The organism is Methylobacterium sp. HMF5984, assembly GCF_045033435.1.
Lineage (GTDB): Bacteria > Pseudomonadota > Alphaproteobacteria > Rhizobiales > Beijerinckiaceae > Methylobacterium.
In genome coordinates this window covers 3001006-3016356 of the sequence record NZ_JBJFLN010000001.1, presented here as the reverse complement: position 1 = coordinate 3016356, position 15351 = coordinate 3001006, and the positions used below count along the sequence as shown (strand labels likewise).

The 15351-nt window shown below is 54.9% G+C and carries 12 protein-coding genes and 4 pseudogenes; 13 read left to right on the top strand and 3 right to left on the bottom strand.

Translation table 11 applies throughout. The annotated features are described in order from the left end of the window. Window positions 1-263: 263 nt before the first annotated feature. The 6 genes and pseudogenes from ACFZ8E_RS14585 (at window position 264) to ACFZ8E_RS14560 (ending at window position 6643) form a co-directional block, all read left to right on the top strand. The gene (locus tag ACFZ8E_RS14585; protein ID WP_405043069.1) at window positions 264-668 is read left to right on the top strand and encodes a helix-turn-helix domain-containing protein; all 405 of its coding nucleotides are present in this window, start codon (window positions 264-266) and stop codon (window positions 666-668) included. A 12-nt stretch (window positions 669-680) separates the two neighbouring features. After that, window positions 681-1894 (top strand): IS3 family transposase gene (locus ACFZ8E_RS14580; RefSeq protein ID WP_405043068.1). Its coding sequence is split into 2 segments (ribosomal slippage): window positions 681-960 and window positions 960-1894, totalling 1215 coding nucleotides; the frame shifts between segments, so codons are not numbered across the junction. 36 nt (window positions 1895-1930) lie between these two features. Next, a pseudogene (locus tag ACFZ8E_RS14575) lies at window positions 1931-2635 on the top strand (IS256 family transposase); the annotation flags it as partial. Between the two features lie 342 nt (window positions 2636-2977). Further along, window positions 2978-4339: a GumC family protein gene (locus ACFZ8E_RS14570; protein ID WP_405043066.1), complete on the top strand. Its 1362-nt coding sequence runs from the start codon at window positions 2978-2980 to the stop codon at window positions 4337-4339. A 301-nt stretch (window positions 4340-4640) separates the two neighbouring features. Further along, the gene (locus tag ACFZ8E_RS14565) at window positions 4641-5645 is read left to right on the top strand and encodes a glycosyltransferase family 2 protein (RefSeq protein ID WP_405043065.1); all 1005 of its coding nucleotides are present in this window, start codon (window positions 4641-4643) and stop codon (window positions 5643-5645) included. A gap of 95 nt (window positions 5646-5740) precedes the next feature. Beyond that, on the top strand, window positions 5741-6643 hold the full coding sequence (locus ACFZ8E_RS14560; protein WP_405043064.1) for a glycosyltransferase family 2 protein: 903 nt from the start codon (window positions 5741-5743) through the stop codon (window positions 6641-6643). A gap of 130 nt (window positions 6644-6773) precedes the next feature. Here ACFZ8E_RS14560 and ACFZ8E_RS14555 read toward each other — a convergent pair. Then, window positions 6774-7052 (bottom strand): annotated as a pseudogene (locus ACFZ8E_RS14555) (transposase); the annotation flags it as partial. A 199-nt stretch (window positions 7053-7251) separates the two neighbouring features. Here ACFZ8E_RS14555 and tnpA point away from each other — a divergent pair. From tnpA to tnpC (ACFZ8E_RS14540), 3 genes and pseudogenes are all read left to right on the top strand, one after another. Beyond that, window positions 7252-7683 (top strand): IS66-like element accessory protein TnpA, encoded by a 432-nt coding sequence (gene tnpA / locus ACFZ8E_RS14550; RefSeq protein ID WP_405043063.1) that lies wholly within the window; start codon window positions 7252-7254, stop codon window positions 7681-7683. Next, window positions 7680-8036, top strand: coding sequence for an IS66 family insertion sequence element accessory protein TnpB (tnpB, locus tag ACFZ8E_RS14545; protein WP_405043062.1), 357 nt, complete (start codon window positions 7680-7682; stop codon window positions 8034-8036). The genes tnpA and tnpB overlap by 4 nt, the downstream gene beginning before the upstream one ends. Before the next feature lie 69 nt (window positions 8037-8105). After that, window positions 8106-9628 (top strand): annotated as a pseudogene (gene tnpC / locus ACFZ8E_RS14540) (IS66 family transposase). On the opposite strand, the gene ACFZ8E_RS14535 reads toward tnpC (ACFZ8E_RS14540), so the two are convergent. After that, window positions 9592-9807, bottom strand: a complete 216-nt coding sequence (locus tag ACFZ8E_RS14535; RefSeq protein ID WP_405043061.1) for a hypothetical protein — start codon at window positions 9805-9807, stop codon at window positions 9592-9594. The pseudogene tnpC (ACFZ8E_RS14540) and the gene ACFZ8E_RS14535 sit on opposite strands and share 37 nt — an antisense overlap. Before the next feature lie 90 nt (window positions 9808-9897). Here ACFZ8E_RS14535 and ACFZ8E_RS14530 point away from each other — a divergent pair. Beyond that, window positions 9898-10287, top strand: a pseudogene (locus tag ACFZ8E_RS14530) (IS5 family transposase); the annotation flags it as partial. Window positions 10288-10412: 125 nt separating this feature from the next. Here ACFZ8E_RS14530 and ACFZ8E_RS14525 read toward each other — a convergent pair. Continuing rightward, window positions 10413-11360 carry a hypothetical protein gene (locus ACFZ8E_RS14525; protein WP_405043060.1) on the bottom strand — a complete coding sequence of 316 codons (948 nt, stop codon included), beginning with the start codon at window positions 11358-11360 and terminating at the stop codon, window positions 10413-10415. Between the two features lie 363 nt (window positions 11361-11723). Between ACFZ8E_RS14525 and tnpC (ACFZ8E_RS14520) the strand changes: the two genes are divergently transcribed. The 3 genes from tnpC (ACFZ8E_RS14520) (at window position 11724) to ACFZ8E_RS14510 (ending at window position 15349) form a co-directional block, all read left to right on the top strand. After that, complete coding sequence (gene tnpC, locus ACFZ8E_RS14520) at window positions 11724-13004, top strand: IS66 family transposase (RefSeq protein ID WP_405043059.1); 1281 nt, start codon at window positions 11724-11726, stop codon at window positions 13002-13004. 318 nt (window positions 13005-13322) lie between these two features. Then, entirely contained in the window at window positions 13323-14606 is a 1284-nt protein-coding gene (locus ACFZ8E_RS14515; RefSeq protein WP_405043057.1) for a GumC family protein, read from the top strand. A gap of 491 nt (window positions 14607-15097) precedes the next feature. Next, a complete protein-coding gene (locus ACFZ8E_RS14510; RefSeq protein ID WP_405043056.1) occupies window positions 15098-15349 on the top strand; it encodes a transposase in 252 nt (83 codons plus the stop codon). Window positions 15350-15351: the final 2 nt, after the last annotated feature.

Here is a 15351-nt window from a genome sequence, read left to right as displayed (position 1 = left end):
GATAACATAGTATAATTCTGAAAGTTTTTGGTAATTATGCGCACCGGAATTGATTATACATTTATTAGTGTAAATACAATGACAGCCCATGTTCAAGATCTGCGGAATATGTTATTTTTCCTCATATAATAAAAGTGTGCTATTAAAAACATTGATGGTATAAATTGATATAAAATGATATAGTACATTATCTAGTGGTTGAGCCCTGACGGTTGAGTCCGTGTGGTGTTTCGGTTTGAGGTCCATCCTGCGTGTCTGGCGGGATGCGCAGTGGCATCTCTTTTACGCTCTCCACCTCGGATCGCCTTCGGCTCGAAGCACGCGTCGCGGATCGAAACACGCCGCAGAAGCACGTCTGGCGCGCCCGTATCGTGCTGCTGAGCGCCGATGGGCTCGGGACGCACGCGATCATGCGTGCGGCGGGCGTGTCCAAGACCGTGGTCTGGCGCTGGCAGGACCGCTTCTCGCAGGAGGGCGTCGACGGGCTTCTTCGGGACAAGACGCGACCGGCGCGCATTCCGCCGCTGGGGCCGGAGGTGGCGGCGCGTGGTGGCTCTGACGCAAGGAGAACCACCCGGCGAGACCACGCATTGGACGGCCGCCGCCATGAGCAAGGTTGCGGCTGGGATTGCCCCTGTTTTGTGGACACCGAGAACGCTTTCGCGTGAGGTGTTTTTCCGATGCCGAAGACCCGTTCTGCATACCCATCTGAGTTCCACCGGCAGATGGTCGATCTCGTCCGTGCCGGCCGTGATCCGACCGATCTCGCCCGCGAGTTCGAACCCTCGGCGCAGGCCATCCGTAATTGGGTAGCCGAGGTCGATCGGAGCGAGGGCCGGCGCGAGGCCAAGCTGCAAACGGCCGATCCTGGCCTGACGACGGCCGAGCGCGATGAACTCATCCGGCTGCGGCGCGAGAACCGGCAGCTGAAGCTGGAGCGCGATATCCTCTCTCGCGCGACGGCCTGGTTTGCACGGGAGACCGGGGTCCTGCCGTCTGGGTCTTCCGGTTCATGAGTGCGAACCAGGCCGACTTCCCGATCGCGGTGATGGCGCGCACCCACGGCGTATCGAAGGCCGGTTATTATGCCTGGGCTGGCCGGCAGCCCTCGGCACGACGCTTGGCGGACGCTGCCCTGCTGAAGCGCATCCGCACCGTCCATCTCGGCTCGCACGAGACCTATGGCGCGCCGCGCGTCCACGCCGACCTGCGCGATCAGGGCGAGCGGCATTCCCGCAAGCGCATCGCCCGGCTGATGCGCGAGGCCGGCCTCGTCGGAGCCAGCCATCGGCACGGTGGGCCTGTCACGACACGGCGGGATCGAGAGGCGCGCCCGGCTCCCGACCTCGTCGACCGCAACTTCGTCGCCGCCGCTCCGAACCGGCTCTGGGTGGCGGACATCACCTACGTGCCGACCGCAGCCGGCTTCCTCTACCTCGCCGTGGTGCTCGACGCCTTCAGCCGCCGGATCGTCGGATGGGCCATGGCCAACCACCTGCGCTCAGAGCTGGTCCTGGACGCCTTGGAGATGGCCGTCACCCAGCGCAGGCCGCGCGACGTGATCCATCACTCGGACCAGGGATCGCAATACACGTCGCTGGCGCTCAGTAGCCGCTGCCAGGAGGCCGGCGTGCGACCCTCGATGGGCTCGGTCGGCGACGCCTATGATAACGCCATGGCCGAGAGCTTCTTCTCGACCCTCGAATGCGAGCTGCTCGCCCGCCGCCGCTTCCGTTCGCAGGCCGAGGCCCGGATGGCCTGCTTCAGCTACATCGAGGGCCTTTATAACCCGCTGCGTCGGCACTCGGCGCTCGGATACCGCTCCCCTGTCATCTACGAACAGGGGACACGGGAGGGCCCGCTAGCCGAAACCCTACTCAGCCAAGCCCCCTAACCGTCCACAGAAACGGGGCAACCCCAACCCCAATCCCAGGTGCGTCAGGAGGGACGCATCGTCTCGGTGGCGGTGATCGTGGCGGTCGGCGTCAACAGCGACGGCCGGCGCGAGGTGCTCGGCATGGATGTCGGCCCATCCGAGGCCGAGACGTTCTGGACGGCGTTCCTGCGCAAGCTCGCCCGGCGGGGTCTACGGGGCGTGAAGCTCGTGATCTCGGACGCGCACGAGGGCATCAAGGCTTCCGTTGCCAAGGTCATGAACGCCACCTGGCAACGCTGCCGCGTCCACTTCATGCGCAACGTCCTGGCTCATGCCGGTAAGAGTGGCCGACGGGTCGTCTCGGCCTTCATCGCCACCGCGTTTGCTCAGGACGATGCGGAAGCTGCCAAGATCCAATGGCGCAAGGTGGCCGACCAACTCCGGCCCAAGGTCCCCAAACTCGCCGCTTTGATGGATGAGGCCGAGCCAGACGTGCTGGCCTACATGGGCTTCCCCGCCGCTCATCGGGTCAAACTGCATTCAACCAACCCGCTGGAACGCGTCAACGGCGAGATCAAGCGCCGCACCGAGGTCGTCGGCATCTTCCCTGATGAGGAAGCCGTGACCTGCCTCGTCGGCGCGATCCTCCTCGAACAAAACGATGAATGGGCCGTCCAACGGGGCCGCTACATGACGCTGGAAAGCATCGCGCCAATCAGCGATGATCCCCTCGTCAGCCTGCCCACCCTGGCAGCCTGATCCTCCCGGCCCAAGCCGGTGATCGTCGTGGCTCACCAGAAGCTACACCACGCCAAGGGACACGACCAACCAGCCATCCTCTGTTCGTGAAGAACCTCAATCTATCCCACAGGTGCTAACCTCGGATATAAGCCCATAGGGATCGAAGCCGTTCAAACACGTGTGGGTTCGCCTCAAAAGAGACATTGAGGCAATCTAGATACGGGCAAGCCCGAGCAAATGTGAGATACCACGAATCATAATTCCAGGACGCTCCACACGCTGGGAGCAAGCAACGAAAATGGCGCAGATACCAACAGGGCTATACCAACGGATCGGTTTATACATAAAAAGGGAAAATAAATGAAAATTAATGAGATATTTGCAAGTGTTTGGCGTCGAAAATACGCCTTTCTAATAACATTTATAATAGTGAATAGCATTGGAATCGCAGTATTAAAAAACGCAACCAGAATTTTTGAAGCTGAGTCACTAATACTAGTTGATTTCAGTCGATCTATAAAATCACAATCTGGAAGTGATATTTACTCTGCTGGCGTTCAGCAGGAAAGATATCTGAAATCGCAGATTAAGATTGCGCAAGGTGAACCTGTCATAATAGACGCAATAAAACAAATCATTATAAAGGAAACGGGCGACTTAAATCCGATAGTTAAAAGCGGTCTCAATAAGTCTTCTAGTATGACAAGCAAGTTGGTCGATTTGGTATGGCGCCCAGCTTGGAGACGTGAAAATGACGAAAATATATTTGCAGTTCAATCGGCACTTCGAGTTGAACCCGAGCTAAACACCGATTTGTTGAAAATTATTTATCGAAATCGCGATCCAGAACGTGCGGCTGAATTTGCAAATCAGATAACAAGAAGTTTTATTGAGCGTCATATATCCCTTTCAACAAATCCTCTTGCATCGGAATTTTTCCGTGAGCGAGAAGTGGCAGCTCGCAATCAACTTGCAAAGGTTAGTCAGGAACTGGAAAAATTTTCGGTTCAAAATAAAACTTATTCCGTGGACGGTCAGCGCAAGCTCTACTTAGCAAGGCGCGACAAAATCGCATCTGACCTATCTGAGACTCGCAGTCAAATCGGCAAGACGAGCGGAGAACTAGGCTCGCTCAAGATGCAGCTTGCCAGCTTAAAATCGAAAATCAACTTACCGCCAGAAATTTTTGGAGATTCTAATTTTAGCGGGCAGTCCAATACGCCAACAGCTAGCTCTAGTTTTGGAGGCGACCCTCCACTGCTACACGTAAAGCTTTATCAAGAAAGTGCTCAAAAGATCATCAACTTGAATGCGGATTTAGCGGGCCTCAAATTATCAGAAGCCAATCAAGTCCGTGACGTTGAACAGCTTAATACGGAATTGGAGAAGCTTGCTAGCAAGTCAGCTGAATTCTCTCGGCTAGAGCGCGAAGTCGATCAATACGAAGCAAATATCCTGCTTTACAATAGAAAAAGTGCAGACGCACAAATTGAAAATGCATGGCGTTCAAATGAACGTCTTTCCACAATGCAGGTGGTCCAACAGGCGACGGCTCCGATCCGACCTGTATTTCCTCGCGCAGGTATGATCGTACCATTGTCAATTATTATAGGCATCATTCTTGGGTGCGCAGCAGCGGTGTGCCTTGAGTTAGTTGCTAACAGAGCAAGGCTATCGAGGTCTAATTCTAACGCTTATTTAGAACCGGCAGTCTCTCGTTGAAGTAGGCGCACTCTAGATAACTCAGATCTCTCTTCCAAAATTGAGTAGGGTTTAACCAGCTGAACTATAAAAAATAAAAGTTGTTATAAGCGTTCATAACTAAACTAAACGAAGCATTGTCATCTAAGATTTACAATAAACTGAATTAGGGCGCAATTTACAGCTCTTATCTCAAGTTTTACTTCATTGATAACTATGAGAGTAAAAAATTTGTGCCAACACTTGTTGCAGAGTCCATTAAACGTTGTACTAATTCGCGTAACATAGCCTATTAATGAAGAAGGTAACTGGAGCTCAACTCGTGCCAGAAATAGCTAGCTCTAATATTGATCTTCCTCTGACCACCGTCATTATACCGACACTGAATGAAGCTTACTATATTGCTTCGACTTTAGAACAAATATTGAGTTCGGATCTGCCATATTTAATTGAGATCATTGTAGCTGACGGTGGCAGTACCGATGGTACCGTTAGGATTGTGTCTGATATTATACGTAAAGATTCTCGTGTTCGTCTAATTCATAATGCTCTGCGCATTCAATCAGCTGGCATTAATGCAGCAGCTTTAGATGCTGATCCGCGTTCAAGCATTCTTGTTCGAATGGACGCTCATTCCAAGTACGAGACGACATTTGTCAAAGATGTGGTTTCTAAAATAGCTTACATTGAATCTGACAGCGTTGTTGTACGACTTAAGACGGTAGGCGTAACCTGTTTTCAGAGAGCTGTTGCATCAGTATCAAATAGTGTTTCGGGCACGGGCGGCTCTCGTCACCGGATGGGGACTAGTTCCGGCTACGTAGACCATGGTCATCATGCTGCCATCAGGCGAACTAAATTCTTAGAGTTGGGTGGATATGACGAAAGTTTTGCTGCCAACGAAGACGCAGAATTCGACTATCGACTGAAAAAAAGCGGAGGTAAAATTTGGTTGGCAGCAGATATAGTAATTCAATATTATCCGCGATCTACTATAAAATCTTTAGCTTTTCAGTATTTTCGTTATGGGTGGGGCCGCGGGCAAAATATTATCAAGCACAAGCAAAAATTGCGGCTAAGACAAATGCTTCCTCCTCTACTTGTTACATATACAATCGCCGTTCTACTTATAATTTACTTTTTACCAGCATCATTAATTAATGTATTACTAGTACCTTTTGCTCTGTATTTGTTGGTAATAATTACTAGTGCTATAAATTCAGTGCGCCAAACTCGTGGCGCGTGCGGGGTGGCAGCTATTTACATACTGCCTGCCATGCATTTTTCGTGGGGAATTGGGTTTGTCATTAAAAAAGTACTGAGATAAACCCTAATTCTATTCAGAGCTTGGTCGTGAGATCAACCCTTGAAAGCGCCTCAAAAAAAGCATTTCTTCTCAGCAATCTACTTGGATAAAATATTATGATATCCCTGATTATTCCAACCCGTAACAGAGCTCATACTCTGAAATATGTAGCCCCATCATATTTTTCGCAAGATTTAATCGATCAAATTATTTTTGTAATAGATGCCGGCCAGGACGATACAATTCCATTAGTAGAAAAGATAGCGAAAGATTGGAGTGCGATTGATCTTGTCTTTATCGTAAATAATAAGAGAATGGGCGCATCAGAGTCAAGAAATATTGGATGCGCTCAAGCAAAAAATGATTACGTAATGTTTGTCGATGATGATGAGTATCTTGAAAGCGGCTATGCTAGGATTTGTTTAGAAAAGTTGAAGAAATATAATGCTGGAGCAGTGTCGGGCCGGCGGATTTATATGTTGGAAGGTGAAACACCGCAGGCAGCTATCAGCCGCTTCGGCATAGGGCTTCGAGGTGGGCCCGTTTTCTGGCCACTAATTTGTGAGTACGTCAACGGCGCTCGGTTTAGAGGTGATATCGAGCAGCCGATAACAAACTCGATAATTTTGACAAAACGTTCTCTCTTAATCAAATTTCCATTCGATTCTTACTACTCACGAGGTAATGGATACCGCGAAGAAACTGATTATCAGATGAGTTTATTTGTAAATAACTATAGTATTATAGTGACAAATGATACTCATAGTATACATCTGCCAAAAACCCGAGTCGCTAAAGGTGGCCAAACGTCGTCTATATTCAATAAAATAAAATGGTCAATAATATATACAAATTATTTCTATAATAAGTTTTATGCTGCTTATGCTAGACGCTTAGGTTTGCATATGCCGAAAACAGGCAGTCTTATGATTTTTGTGATATATGTCATGTATCGCGAGCTGATAAGACCACCCATTCATCACATCGCTATGAAGGTACTAAAATTACGGTCTGGCTAGAATATTATGAGTGCACTTGTTGTCAATACGTTGAAATTTCATTGTTGGTAGCGACACGACATATCTTGGGTAGGACATGGCGACAAATTTTATATCATTTAGCTATTTAGGTTGTATATAGTCTTTTGTTGCAGATCGGCTCGGCTCCTTCCGTGCCGCGATAGTCGTAGATGAAGGCGATCATGCCGCGACCGGCGGTCGAACTCCGTCATCGCAAAATGCGCCTACGCCTTCTGGGGAATCTCGTTGGCCTGGCGGAGTTCGCGGCTTTTGCGATACAGCGCCTTGATCCGCTCGCGTTCGTTCGTGCGTAGGCCAGCCCGCAGACCCTTGTCCCGTTCAGACTGCCGGATCCAGTACCGGAGCGTCTCGCCGAGCAACCGATCTTGGCTGCGTGGCGGGCTGCCCAGATCTTCATCCGTTGGGCGCGTGCCGGCGTCTGGGAGCGACTTCTAAGCTCGACTTTGGCCATTCATGCGGCGTGGCAGAGCGCATAGAGCCAGGGAGCAGGCAATCGGAAGGGGTGTTTTGTGTAAGCGGTGTCTGGACGGCACCTTTCGGCTGGCGGTGTGACGGGGACATACGGAGCCGGGCAGGAGCTCCGTCACATGTCGATGTCAGGTCGTATGGCTATGTCGGAGCCGGTCCGGCGGCTTGAACTGTTCACCGGTGCCGGCCGGAGACGAACGTGGTCGCAGGATGAGAAGACGACCATCGTCTCCGAGAGTGCGGCGTCGACGATCTCGATCAGTGCGGTCGCGCGTCGGCATGGCCTGAACGTCTCGCAGCTGTTCACGTGGCGGCGCTTGGCCCGTCAAGAAGCAGCGGGCGATCGGCGCTCCGCGTTGCGGTTCGTGCCAGCCGTTCTGATGTCGGAACCAATGAAGGCGACACCTGTCGAGGCGAAGGCTGAGCCACATCGACGAGCGGCCTGCACTGGGATGGAAGTCGAGGTGGGCGGCGTCCTGGTGCGCGTCGGGCCGGACGCGGGCGAGGCTCAGATCGCGGCAGTGATCCGGGCGCTGAAGGCCACGGCATGATCGAGCCGTCCGGTGCGGTGCGCGTGATGATGGCCACGCGGCCGGTGGACTTCCGCAAGGGCATGGACGGGTTGGCCGCCCTGGTGCGGGATGCGATGGGCGCGGATCCGTTCTCCGGCACGGTCTACGTGTTCCGCTCGAAGCGAGCGGACAGGGCCAAGCTCTTGTTCTGGGACGGGAGTGGGGTGATCCTGGCGACCAAGCGCCTGGAGGCCGGTCAGTTCTGCTGGCCGAAGATCGAGGATGGCGTCGTACGCCTCACGGCAGCGCAGCTCGCGGCCTTGCTCGAAGGGCTCGACTGGAAGCGTGTTCACGCGGTTCGCACGGTCATCGCCCCAGCGCTGGCAGGGTGAGCAAAAAGGTCGAGCGCGCGGGCCCCATTACGATGGTAAGCTTCTGGTGGATATGCTTTAATCCGCTTCGTGGCTAAGCCTGCTTCACGCCTGTCCGACGATCCCGAGACGCTCAAGGCGCAGCTCGTCGAGGCGCAGGCCGAGAACGAGCGGCTGCGCCAGATCATCCTGGCGATGCAGCGACACCGCTTCGGACGCCGGGCCGAGAGCCTGCCCGAGGACCAGCTCCTTCTCGGGTTGGAAGAGGCCGAGCAGGTCGAGGCCGCGGGCTTTGCCGCCGAGGAGGCCGAACCGGCCGAGAAGGCGGTCCGGGTCGGCAAACGTCGCACCAACCGCGGGGCGCTCCCAGCTCATCTGCTGCGGGTCGAGACCCTCCTCGACATCGACAGTACCGCCTGCCCGTGCTGCTCGGGCGCCCTGCACCGGATCGGCGAGGACGTATCCGAGCGCCTCGACGTGGTGCCGGCGCAGTTCCGGGTTTTGGTGATCCGCCGCCCGCGCTACGCCTGCAGAGCCTGCGAGGATGCGTTCGTGCAGGCCCCGGCCCCGGTGCGGCTGATCGAGGGCGGTCTGCCCACCGACGCGCTGGTCCTCAGGTGCTCGTTTCCAAATACGCCGACCACCTGCCGCTCTACCGCCAGGCGCAGATCTTCGCCCGCCAGGGCGTCGTCCTCGACCGTTCGACGCTCGCCGACTGGGTCGGGCGCGCCGCCTTCCTGCTTCGGCCGGTGCACGAGCGATTGCTGGAGACGCTGAAGCGCTCGGGCAAGCTGTTTGCCGACGAGACCACGGCGCCCGTGCTCGATCCCGGGCGCGGGCGTACCAAGACCGGCCAGCTCTGGGCCTACGCCCGTGACGACCGGCCCTGGGGCGGATCCGATCCACCCGGTGTCGCCTACGTCTACGCCCCCGACCGCACCGCGAGCCGACCGATCGCGCATCTGACCGGGTTCGAAGGCGTGCTGCAGGTCGATGGCTATGCGGCCTACGAGGTGCTGGCCAAGGGCGGCGCGATCCGGCTGGCCTATTGCTGGAGCCACGCACGACGGCTGTTCTAAGAACTTGGCCCCGCCTCGCTGATCGCCACGGAGGCGCTGGCGCGCATCGCTGCGCTCTATCGGATCGAAGCCGAGATCCGCGCTCGCCCGGCCGACGAGAGGCGTGCCGTGCGTCAAGAGCGAAGACGGCCCGTGATCGAGGCGCTGGAGCCGTGGCTGCGCGAGAAGCTCGGCCTGGTCAGCCGCAAGAGCAAACTCGCCGATGCGATCCGCTACGCCCTGTCGCGCTGGGCCCGCTTGAGCCTGTTCCTCGACGATGGCCGGGTCGAGATCGACTCCAACATCGTCGAGCGCGCGATCCGACCCCTGGCCTTGAATCGCAAGAATGCGCTTTTTGCCGGCTCGGACGGCGGCGGCCAGCATTGGGCGGTGATCGCCTCGCTGATCGAAACCTGCAAGCTCGTCGGCGTCGAGCCGCACGCCTACCTCACCTACGTCGTCACCTGCATCGTCGAGGGCCATCCACAACGTCGTCTCGACGACCTGCTGCCATGGGCCTACCCGGTCATGCCAGCCCTCAGAGCCCTGGCCTGAAAACAGCGCTTACGCTCCTGCGCACGGCCCATGATCCGCAGGACGCTGGTCACCGTGCGCCCACCGGGGGTGAGGATCGCGCCGATCAGCAGAACCTGAGCGTGTCGCCACGAGCGACGGACAAACAGCGGCGCGAACGCCAGGATGAGTTCGGCGAAGCGGGCGGGCAGATCAGGCATCAGGTGTCTCTTGGTCAGGACGACCCGAACCTACCCGTCATGTCCGCTTCGTCACCCCACCCCTCAACCGCCCGTCAAATTGGCCAAAGTCGAGCTAAGGCTTGCGTGATCGCCGACGGGCAGGGCCGCGCCATCGCTTTCCGGCTGGCGCCCGGTCAGGCCCATGAACTGCCCCACGCGGTTCCGCTACTCGACCAACTTCCCGGCGTGCCCAAGTGGGTCGTCGGGGACCGTGGCTACACCAGCAACGCCTTTCGTGAGCACATCTGGGACATGGGCGCGCGACCCGCGATCCCGCCTCAGCGCCACGAGGCGCCCGTCGCCTGCCCGGACTGGATCTACAACAACCGCAATCAGGCCGAGCGCCTTTGGGCCAGGCTCAAGGAGTAGCGCGCCATCGCCACCCGATACGAAAAGACCGCCGCCAGCTTCATGGGCGTCCTCTGCCTCGCCGCAGCCCTCGATTGGCTCAAGCCATGACACGCTCTAACCGCCTCGAACTGCTGCAAGATTTTTCATGTGGCGTGTCCGTTCTTGGGTGCGTTTTTGCACCAGCTCCTATTCTAAGTTTGTCTAGAAATACTTCTCAAATATAAGATTTTATTTTACTGCCGTTTGATTCTTAACTTCATTTCCCTGATGCAGCGCGTACAATAAGCTGTGAAGTTTAGCCATTTAAGAAATATTCCTCCTATTATTGCATCGCCTTTACTAGAACCAGAATAAATATTAATAACTTTAACGCCTCGCTCTCTGCATTTAAGAGCGAGAGCGTGCTCATACAAAACAGATTTTATTTTTAATCTAAAAAAATTGAAATTTTGTGGATTAAGAGATTCAGAATTCATCCAAAAATTCCCTTGGTGGTACCACTCGTTGATGTGCTTACGATAAGTAATATCGACACTGTTCTTAAGTACCTCGCTACTTGAAGGATCAGTTTCTAGAACATTTTCAATATCACTTTCTATATCGCAAAGTGGCGAGCAAAGACCAATAGCAGATGTATTCATTCCAAAAAAATAAGTGCATATGAAATTATTCATATTTCCCAATGGATGCTTCATATTACTGTACCGCGCTGGGTCGAGTTGGCCAAATAAAACTGGCTTATCTTCATGCGAAGCATAATTGATAAAATGTGCTATCCTTAGCCTTCGAAATAGTCTCGGCCTACGATGCGTAGCAAATGTATCGTTGACGAACAGCACTAAATTGGAAAAAATACCCATGCTTTCGAGGTATTTTAAGCCTACGTCCCAACCACTAAATTCTCTTGAAATATTGTTACCTGGAATGCATATGCTCGAATTTGCCCCCATAAATGAAATAGGTTTACATTCCATTTTATTATCGACTACTATTATATGAAACCTTGTTTTAGATATATTCAATATTTTCTGTATTTCTTTGAAGTTTACTTCCCTGTTCTTAGAGCCCCACTCTAAATATAATATAACTATATCTTTTTGCTTATTTTCATTCAATTTTTTGTCTCCTTCTGCCGCCTGCCCGTTGGAAGAGTGATACTCTTTTGTTGCAATGAATGGCAAGTGGTGCGTAAATTGAAAATTTATGTAACCTGCGTGGCGTCGCAGATCAGCTGGAAGTTGCGCATCACCTCGTCTGCCATACGGGCGGGGGTGCCGGCGATGCGGACGAGCTCTACGATCTGGCCATCATCAACCTTTTCAAGGTGGGCGAGGAGATCGCGGGTGGCTCGGCAGGTGCGCCCCTGAGGCTTGATCGTGAGGATCGCGCGCCGCGCCTCTCGATCATCGAGGGCACAGCCTGGTGGCAGGCATAAACCCGAGCCGATAGACCCTGGATGGCGGCCTGACCGATGCTGCGGCTAACGTCGTGCCGCAATTACCCAGGCCCTTGCGCGGGTCGGGTTTCACTGATTCCCTCGTGGAATGGGGCGCAGCGATCTTGAGCAGTTGAGCCGCGAGGAGCTAATCGAGTTGGTGCTGCGACTGCAGCGCCCGGAGAAGACCTCACGCACGTCTTCGAAGCCGCCAGCAACGGATCGCAAGGAGCGGCGCGAGCAGGCCAAACCAGGCGGTGCCAAGCCCGGGCACGAGGGCCACAGCCGCGTGATGAGCGAGGCTCCCGATGCCGGCGTCGCGCATCGCCCGGATCGCTGCGCGTGCTGCGGCGGCGGACTGCAAGGGGACCTTCCCGCCGAGGTCGTCAGCCTCTCCGAACGGATCGAGTTGCCGGAAGTCGCACCGGTCGTCACCCAGCATCAACGGCTGGCGGTGCAGTGCCCGACCTACGGGGCGCGTGTGATCGCACCGGTTCCGGAGGCGGCGCGCGGCACGCCCTTTGGCCCGCGACTGCATGCGGTGGCAACGTATCTGAAGACCTTCCAAGCCTTATCCTACGAGCGGTTGCAGGCGGCGCTGTCGGATCTGTTCGGGCTCACGCTCAGCCAGGGCGGGCTGATGAACGTGCTCCAGCGCGGGCAGAAGCGCTTCCGCTCTGGTCGCGACGAGGCCGTCTCGACCCTGCGTCAAGCCACGGTGGTCGCCTCGGACGAGACCGGCGTGCGCATCGAGGGCAGCAACGCCTACCACTGGGTCTTCCACGCGGCCGAGGCGGTCGTCCACCAGGCTTCACCGACGCGGGGTGCGGTCGTGGTGCGGGAGATGATGGACGGGCATCGGCCGGCGGTGTGGATCTCGGACCGCTACACGGCTCAGCAGGGCCATGCGGTCGCGCATCAGACCCGTCTCGCCCATCTCGCCCGCGACGTCGCCTACGTCGTCGAGACCAGCGATGATCCGGTCCCCTGGCGTCTGCAGCTCTGGCTGCGATCCGTGTTCGCCCTGTCCGAGCACGTCACCGATCTGGCCACCTCGACGCTGGCCGCCAAGCGCCGGAGCCTGGATCGCCAACTCGGCGCCATCCTCGCCACGCCGAGCCGCTGCGACCTGATCCGCGACCTGCAGGCCAAAATCGGTCGGGCTCGTCATCAATTGCTGGTCTTCCTCGCCCACCCCGGCACTGTCGAACCAACCAACAACGGTTCAGAGAGGCTGCTGCGCCCGTCCGTCGTCCAGCGGAAGGTCACCAACGGCTACCGCGCGATGTGGGCCGCCGAAGGCGAAGCCGCCATCCGCACCGTCGTCGATACCGCGCGCCTCACCGGCGCCAGCCCGTTCCGCACCATCCTCAAAACCGTCGGCGCCTGACCCCTACGGTCAAATGGGTGGGTAATTACTTCGTTGGCATCCTCGCAGCAGCGTCAGCTAAGGCACAAACAGCGTTTATCATTCATCTCAAATGTCGGACGGATATGTCTTGCGCATGAGGCTCATCCCCAATCGTCTCAGCACTGAGCCGACCCAAGGCCATGTCAGCGCTTAAAATGGACGAGGGTACCCGAAGAGTTCGCCATTTACGGCATTGTGAATTGTCGCTAGGAGGATTTTTGGGAAGCCGAAATAACTGACACCAAACCTCACTCTTCCGCTCGCCATAGAGCCGAACCATGCAAATGGTATCACAGCATGTCACTCACCGACTTTATTTCCGCTCTTTGGAAGCGCAAATACTTAATGATCGCATGTATTATTCTTATAAATATAGTTTCCGTGTTAATTATAAAATATGTGCCTCCTATTTTTGAAGCATCTGCGCTTATCTTATTTAATGACTCGACCGTCGCACGCCTCGATGTAGCCAACGCTCAGAATGGCTCGAACTCTCAGCGTGATCAAGCAGTTCAATCCGAAGTTATGATCGCCCAGAGCGAAGTAGTACTTTCTCGGGCAGCGGAAATATCTGATTCAGTTCAGCATTTGCGCGCAACAAGGCCCCAAATATTTCGTGAAGATATTCCGCCTATCAATCAAGCAGAAATATTTATACTTTCAAAACTTAAAGTATCAGTAGAGCCAAATACTAATATTATTAAAATATCTTTCCGGGATAATAACCCCGTTTTTGCAGCTAAAATCGCAAACGCTGTTGCTGCGGCACTGCGGGAGCGGCATATCACTCTTACGACGAACTCCGGCACAACGGATTTTTTCCGCAACCAAGAGCATCATTACAAGCAGGAACTTGGGTTAGCCGCAAGCAAGCTCCAAAGATACGAAGCTGAGAACAACGTCTTTTCTGTTAAGGAGGAACGACGTCTAGCTCTTGATCGCCGCGATGCTCTTGCCAAGGACTTAGCAGCGACACGTGGCGCAATTCAACGCATTGACGGTGAGATCAACTCAGCGAAAGCACAGGCTGCAGCTCTTCGCAATCGTATTAATTTGCCACCAGAGATTTTTGGGTCGACACCTTCCGCGCTGCAGGACCAAGCATCTACGACATCTGCTCGCCAGATGGGGCAGGATCCTTCTCTTCTGCATATTAAAGTTTATCAAGAATTAGCTCAAAAACTTATTATGTCGAACACAGAGTTGGCTGGAGTTAGGGCTCTAGAGGTCAGTCAGGTGTCAGAACTTAAAGCAGTTGAGCAACGATTGCTGCAGCTCTCGAAGAAAGATGAAGAATACAGCAGTTTAAATCGCAATGTTTCAGCCGCAGAGAATTATCTTGAAATTCTGCGAAAGAGGGGGGCTGAAGCTGATATTGATAATGCTTGGCGATCCAATGATCGACTCTCAAGCTTACAAGTTATCCAGCCTGCTATGCAGCCGCTTCAACCAAGCTTTCCCCGCCCACTAATAGTCGCTCCATTAGGGGCGCTGGCAAGTTTAGTTTTATCTGTTTTTCTTGCTCTTATTTTGGAGCAGATATCTCAAATTCGAACAGATCCTAGAACATCTGCGAAATAATGCTACTCAAATTTAGGAGACTCACAATAGGATTGATGCAGCTTCTCTGCATAGCTGTGCCGAAGGAAAAATTCAGGGGCTCATCCACAACTATAATCATTCAAGTGTGCAATAGATGTTATATATTCCGTTTCATAACGTTCGATCACCGCACACTTCACGTCGGGATCACCGCCGCTATTCGCTGGCCCGCTGCGTTAGCTTGATGTTGAGCGTCATCGTGTGACCGATCCAGGCATCAACCGCCGCCACGCCGCCGATCACGTGGTCGGCAGTCATGATCGGTACCACCGTCTCCTAGCCGAGATTGGCCGCAGGCACCCCTGTCACCGCGGCCGCCACGGCCGAATCGCGGCCTGCCGGCTCCAGGATGATGTCGCCGGCGACCCCACTTGCGTCGTGTGCATCCGGCGAAGGCCACCTTGCTCCGAGGTTTATCGGCGTCCAGCTTTTCGGTGATCTGATCCGGCATCGATGCTGGAGATGATCGGATGGACGATGCAACCTACGTCCGACGCCGCCGCTGGAGTGCTCAAGAGAAGTGCGCTGTCGTGGGGGAGTCCGTGACCAGCGGCAACGTGATCGCGACGGCCAAGCGCCACGGCATCCAGGCGCAGCAGATCTATCGCTGGCGTGAACGGTTGGAGGCGCGGCCGGCCTGTGGCGCTTTCCTGGCTGTCCGCGGTCGCTTCGGATCCAGGGCCGTCCAGTCCGGCACCGCTGTCGGCATCGCTGCTGGATGACA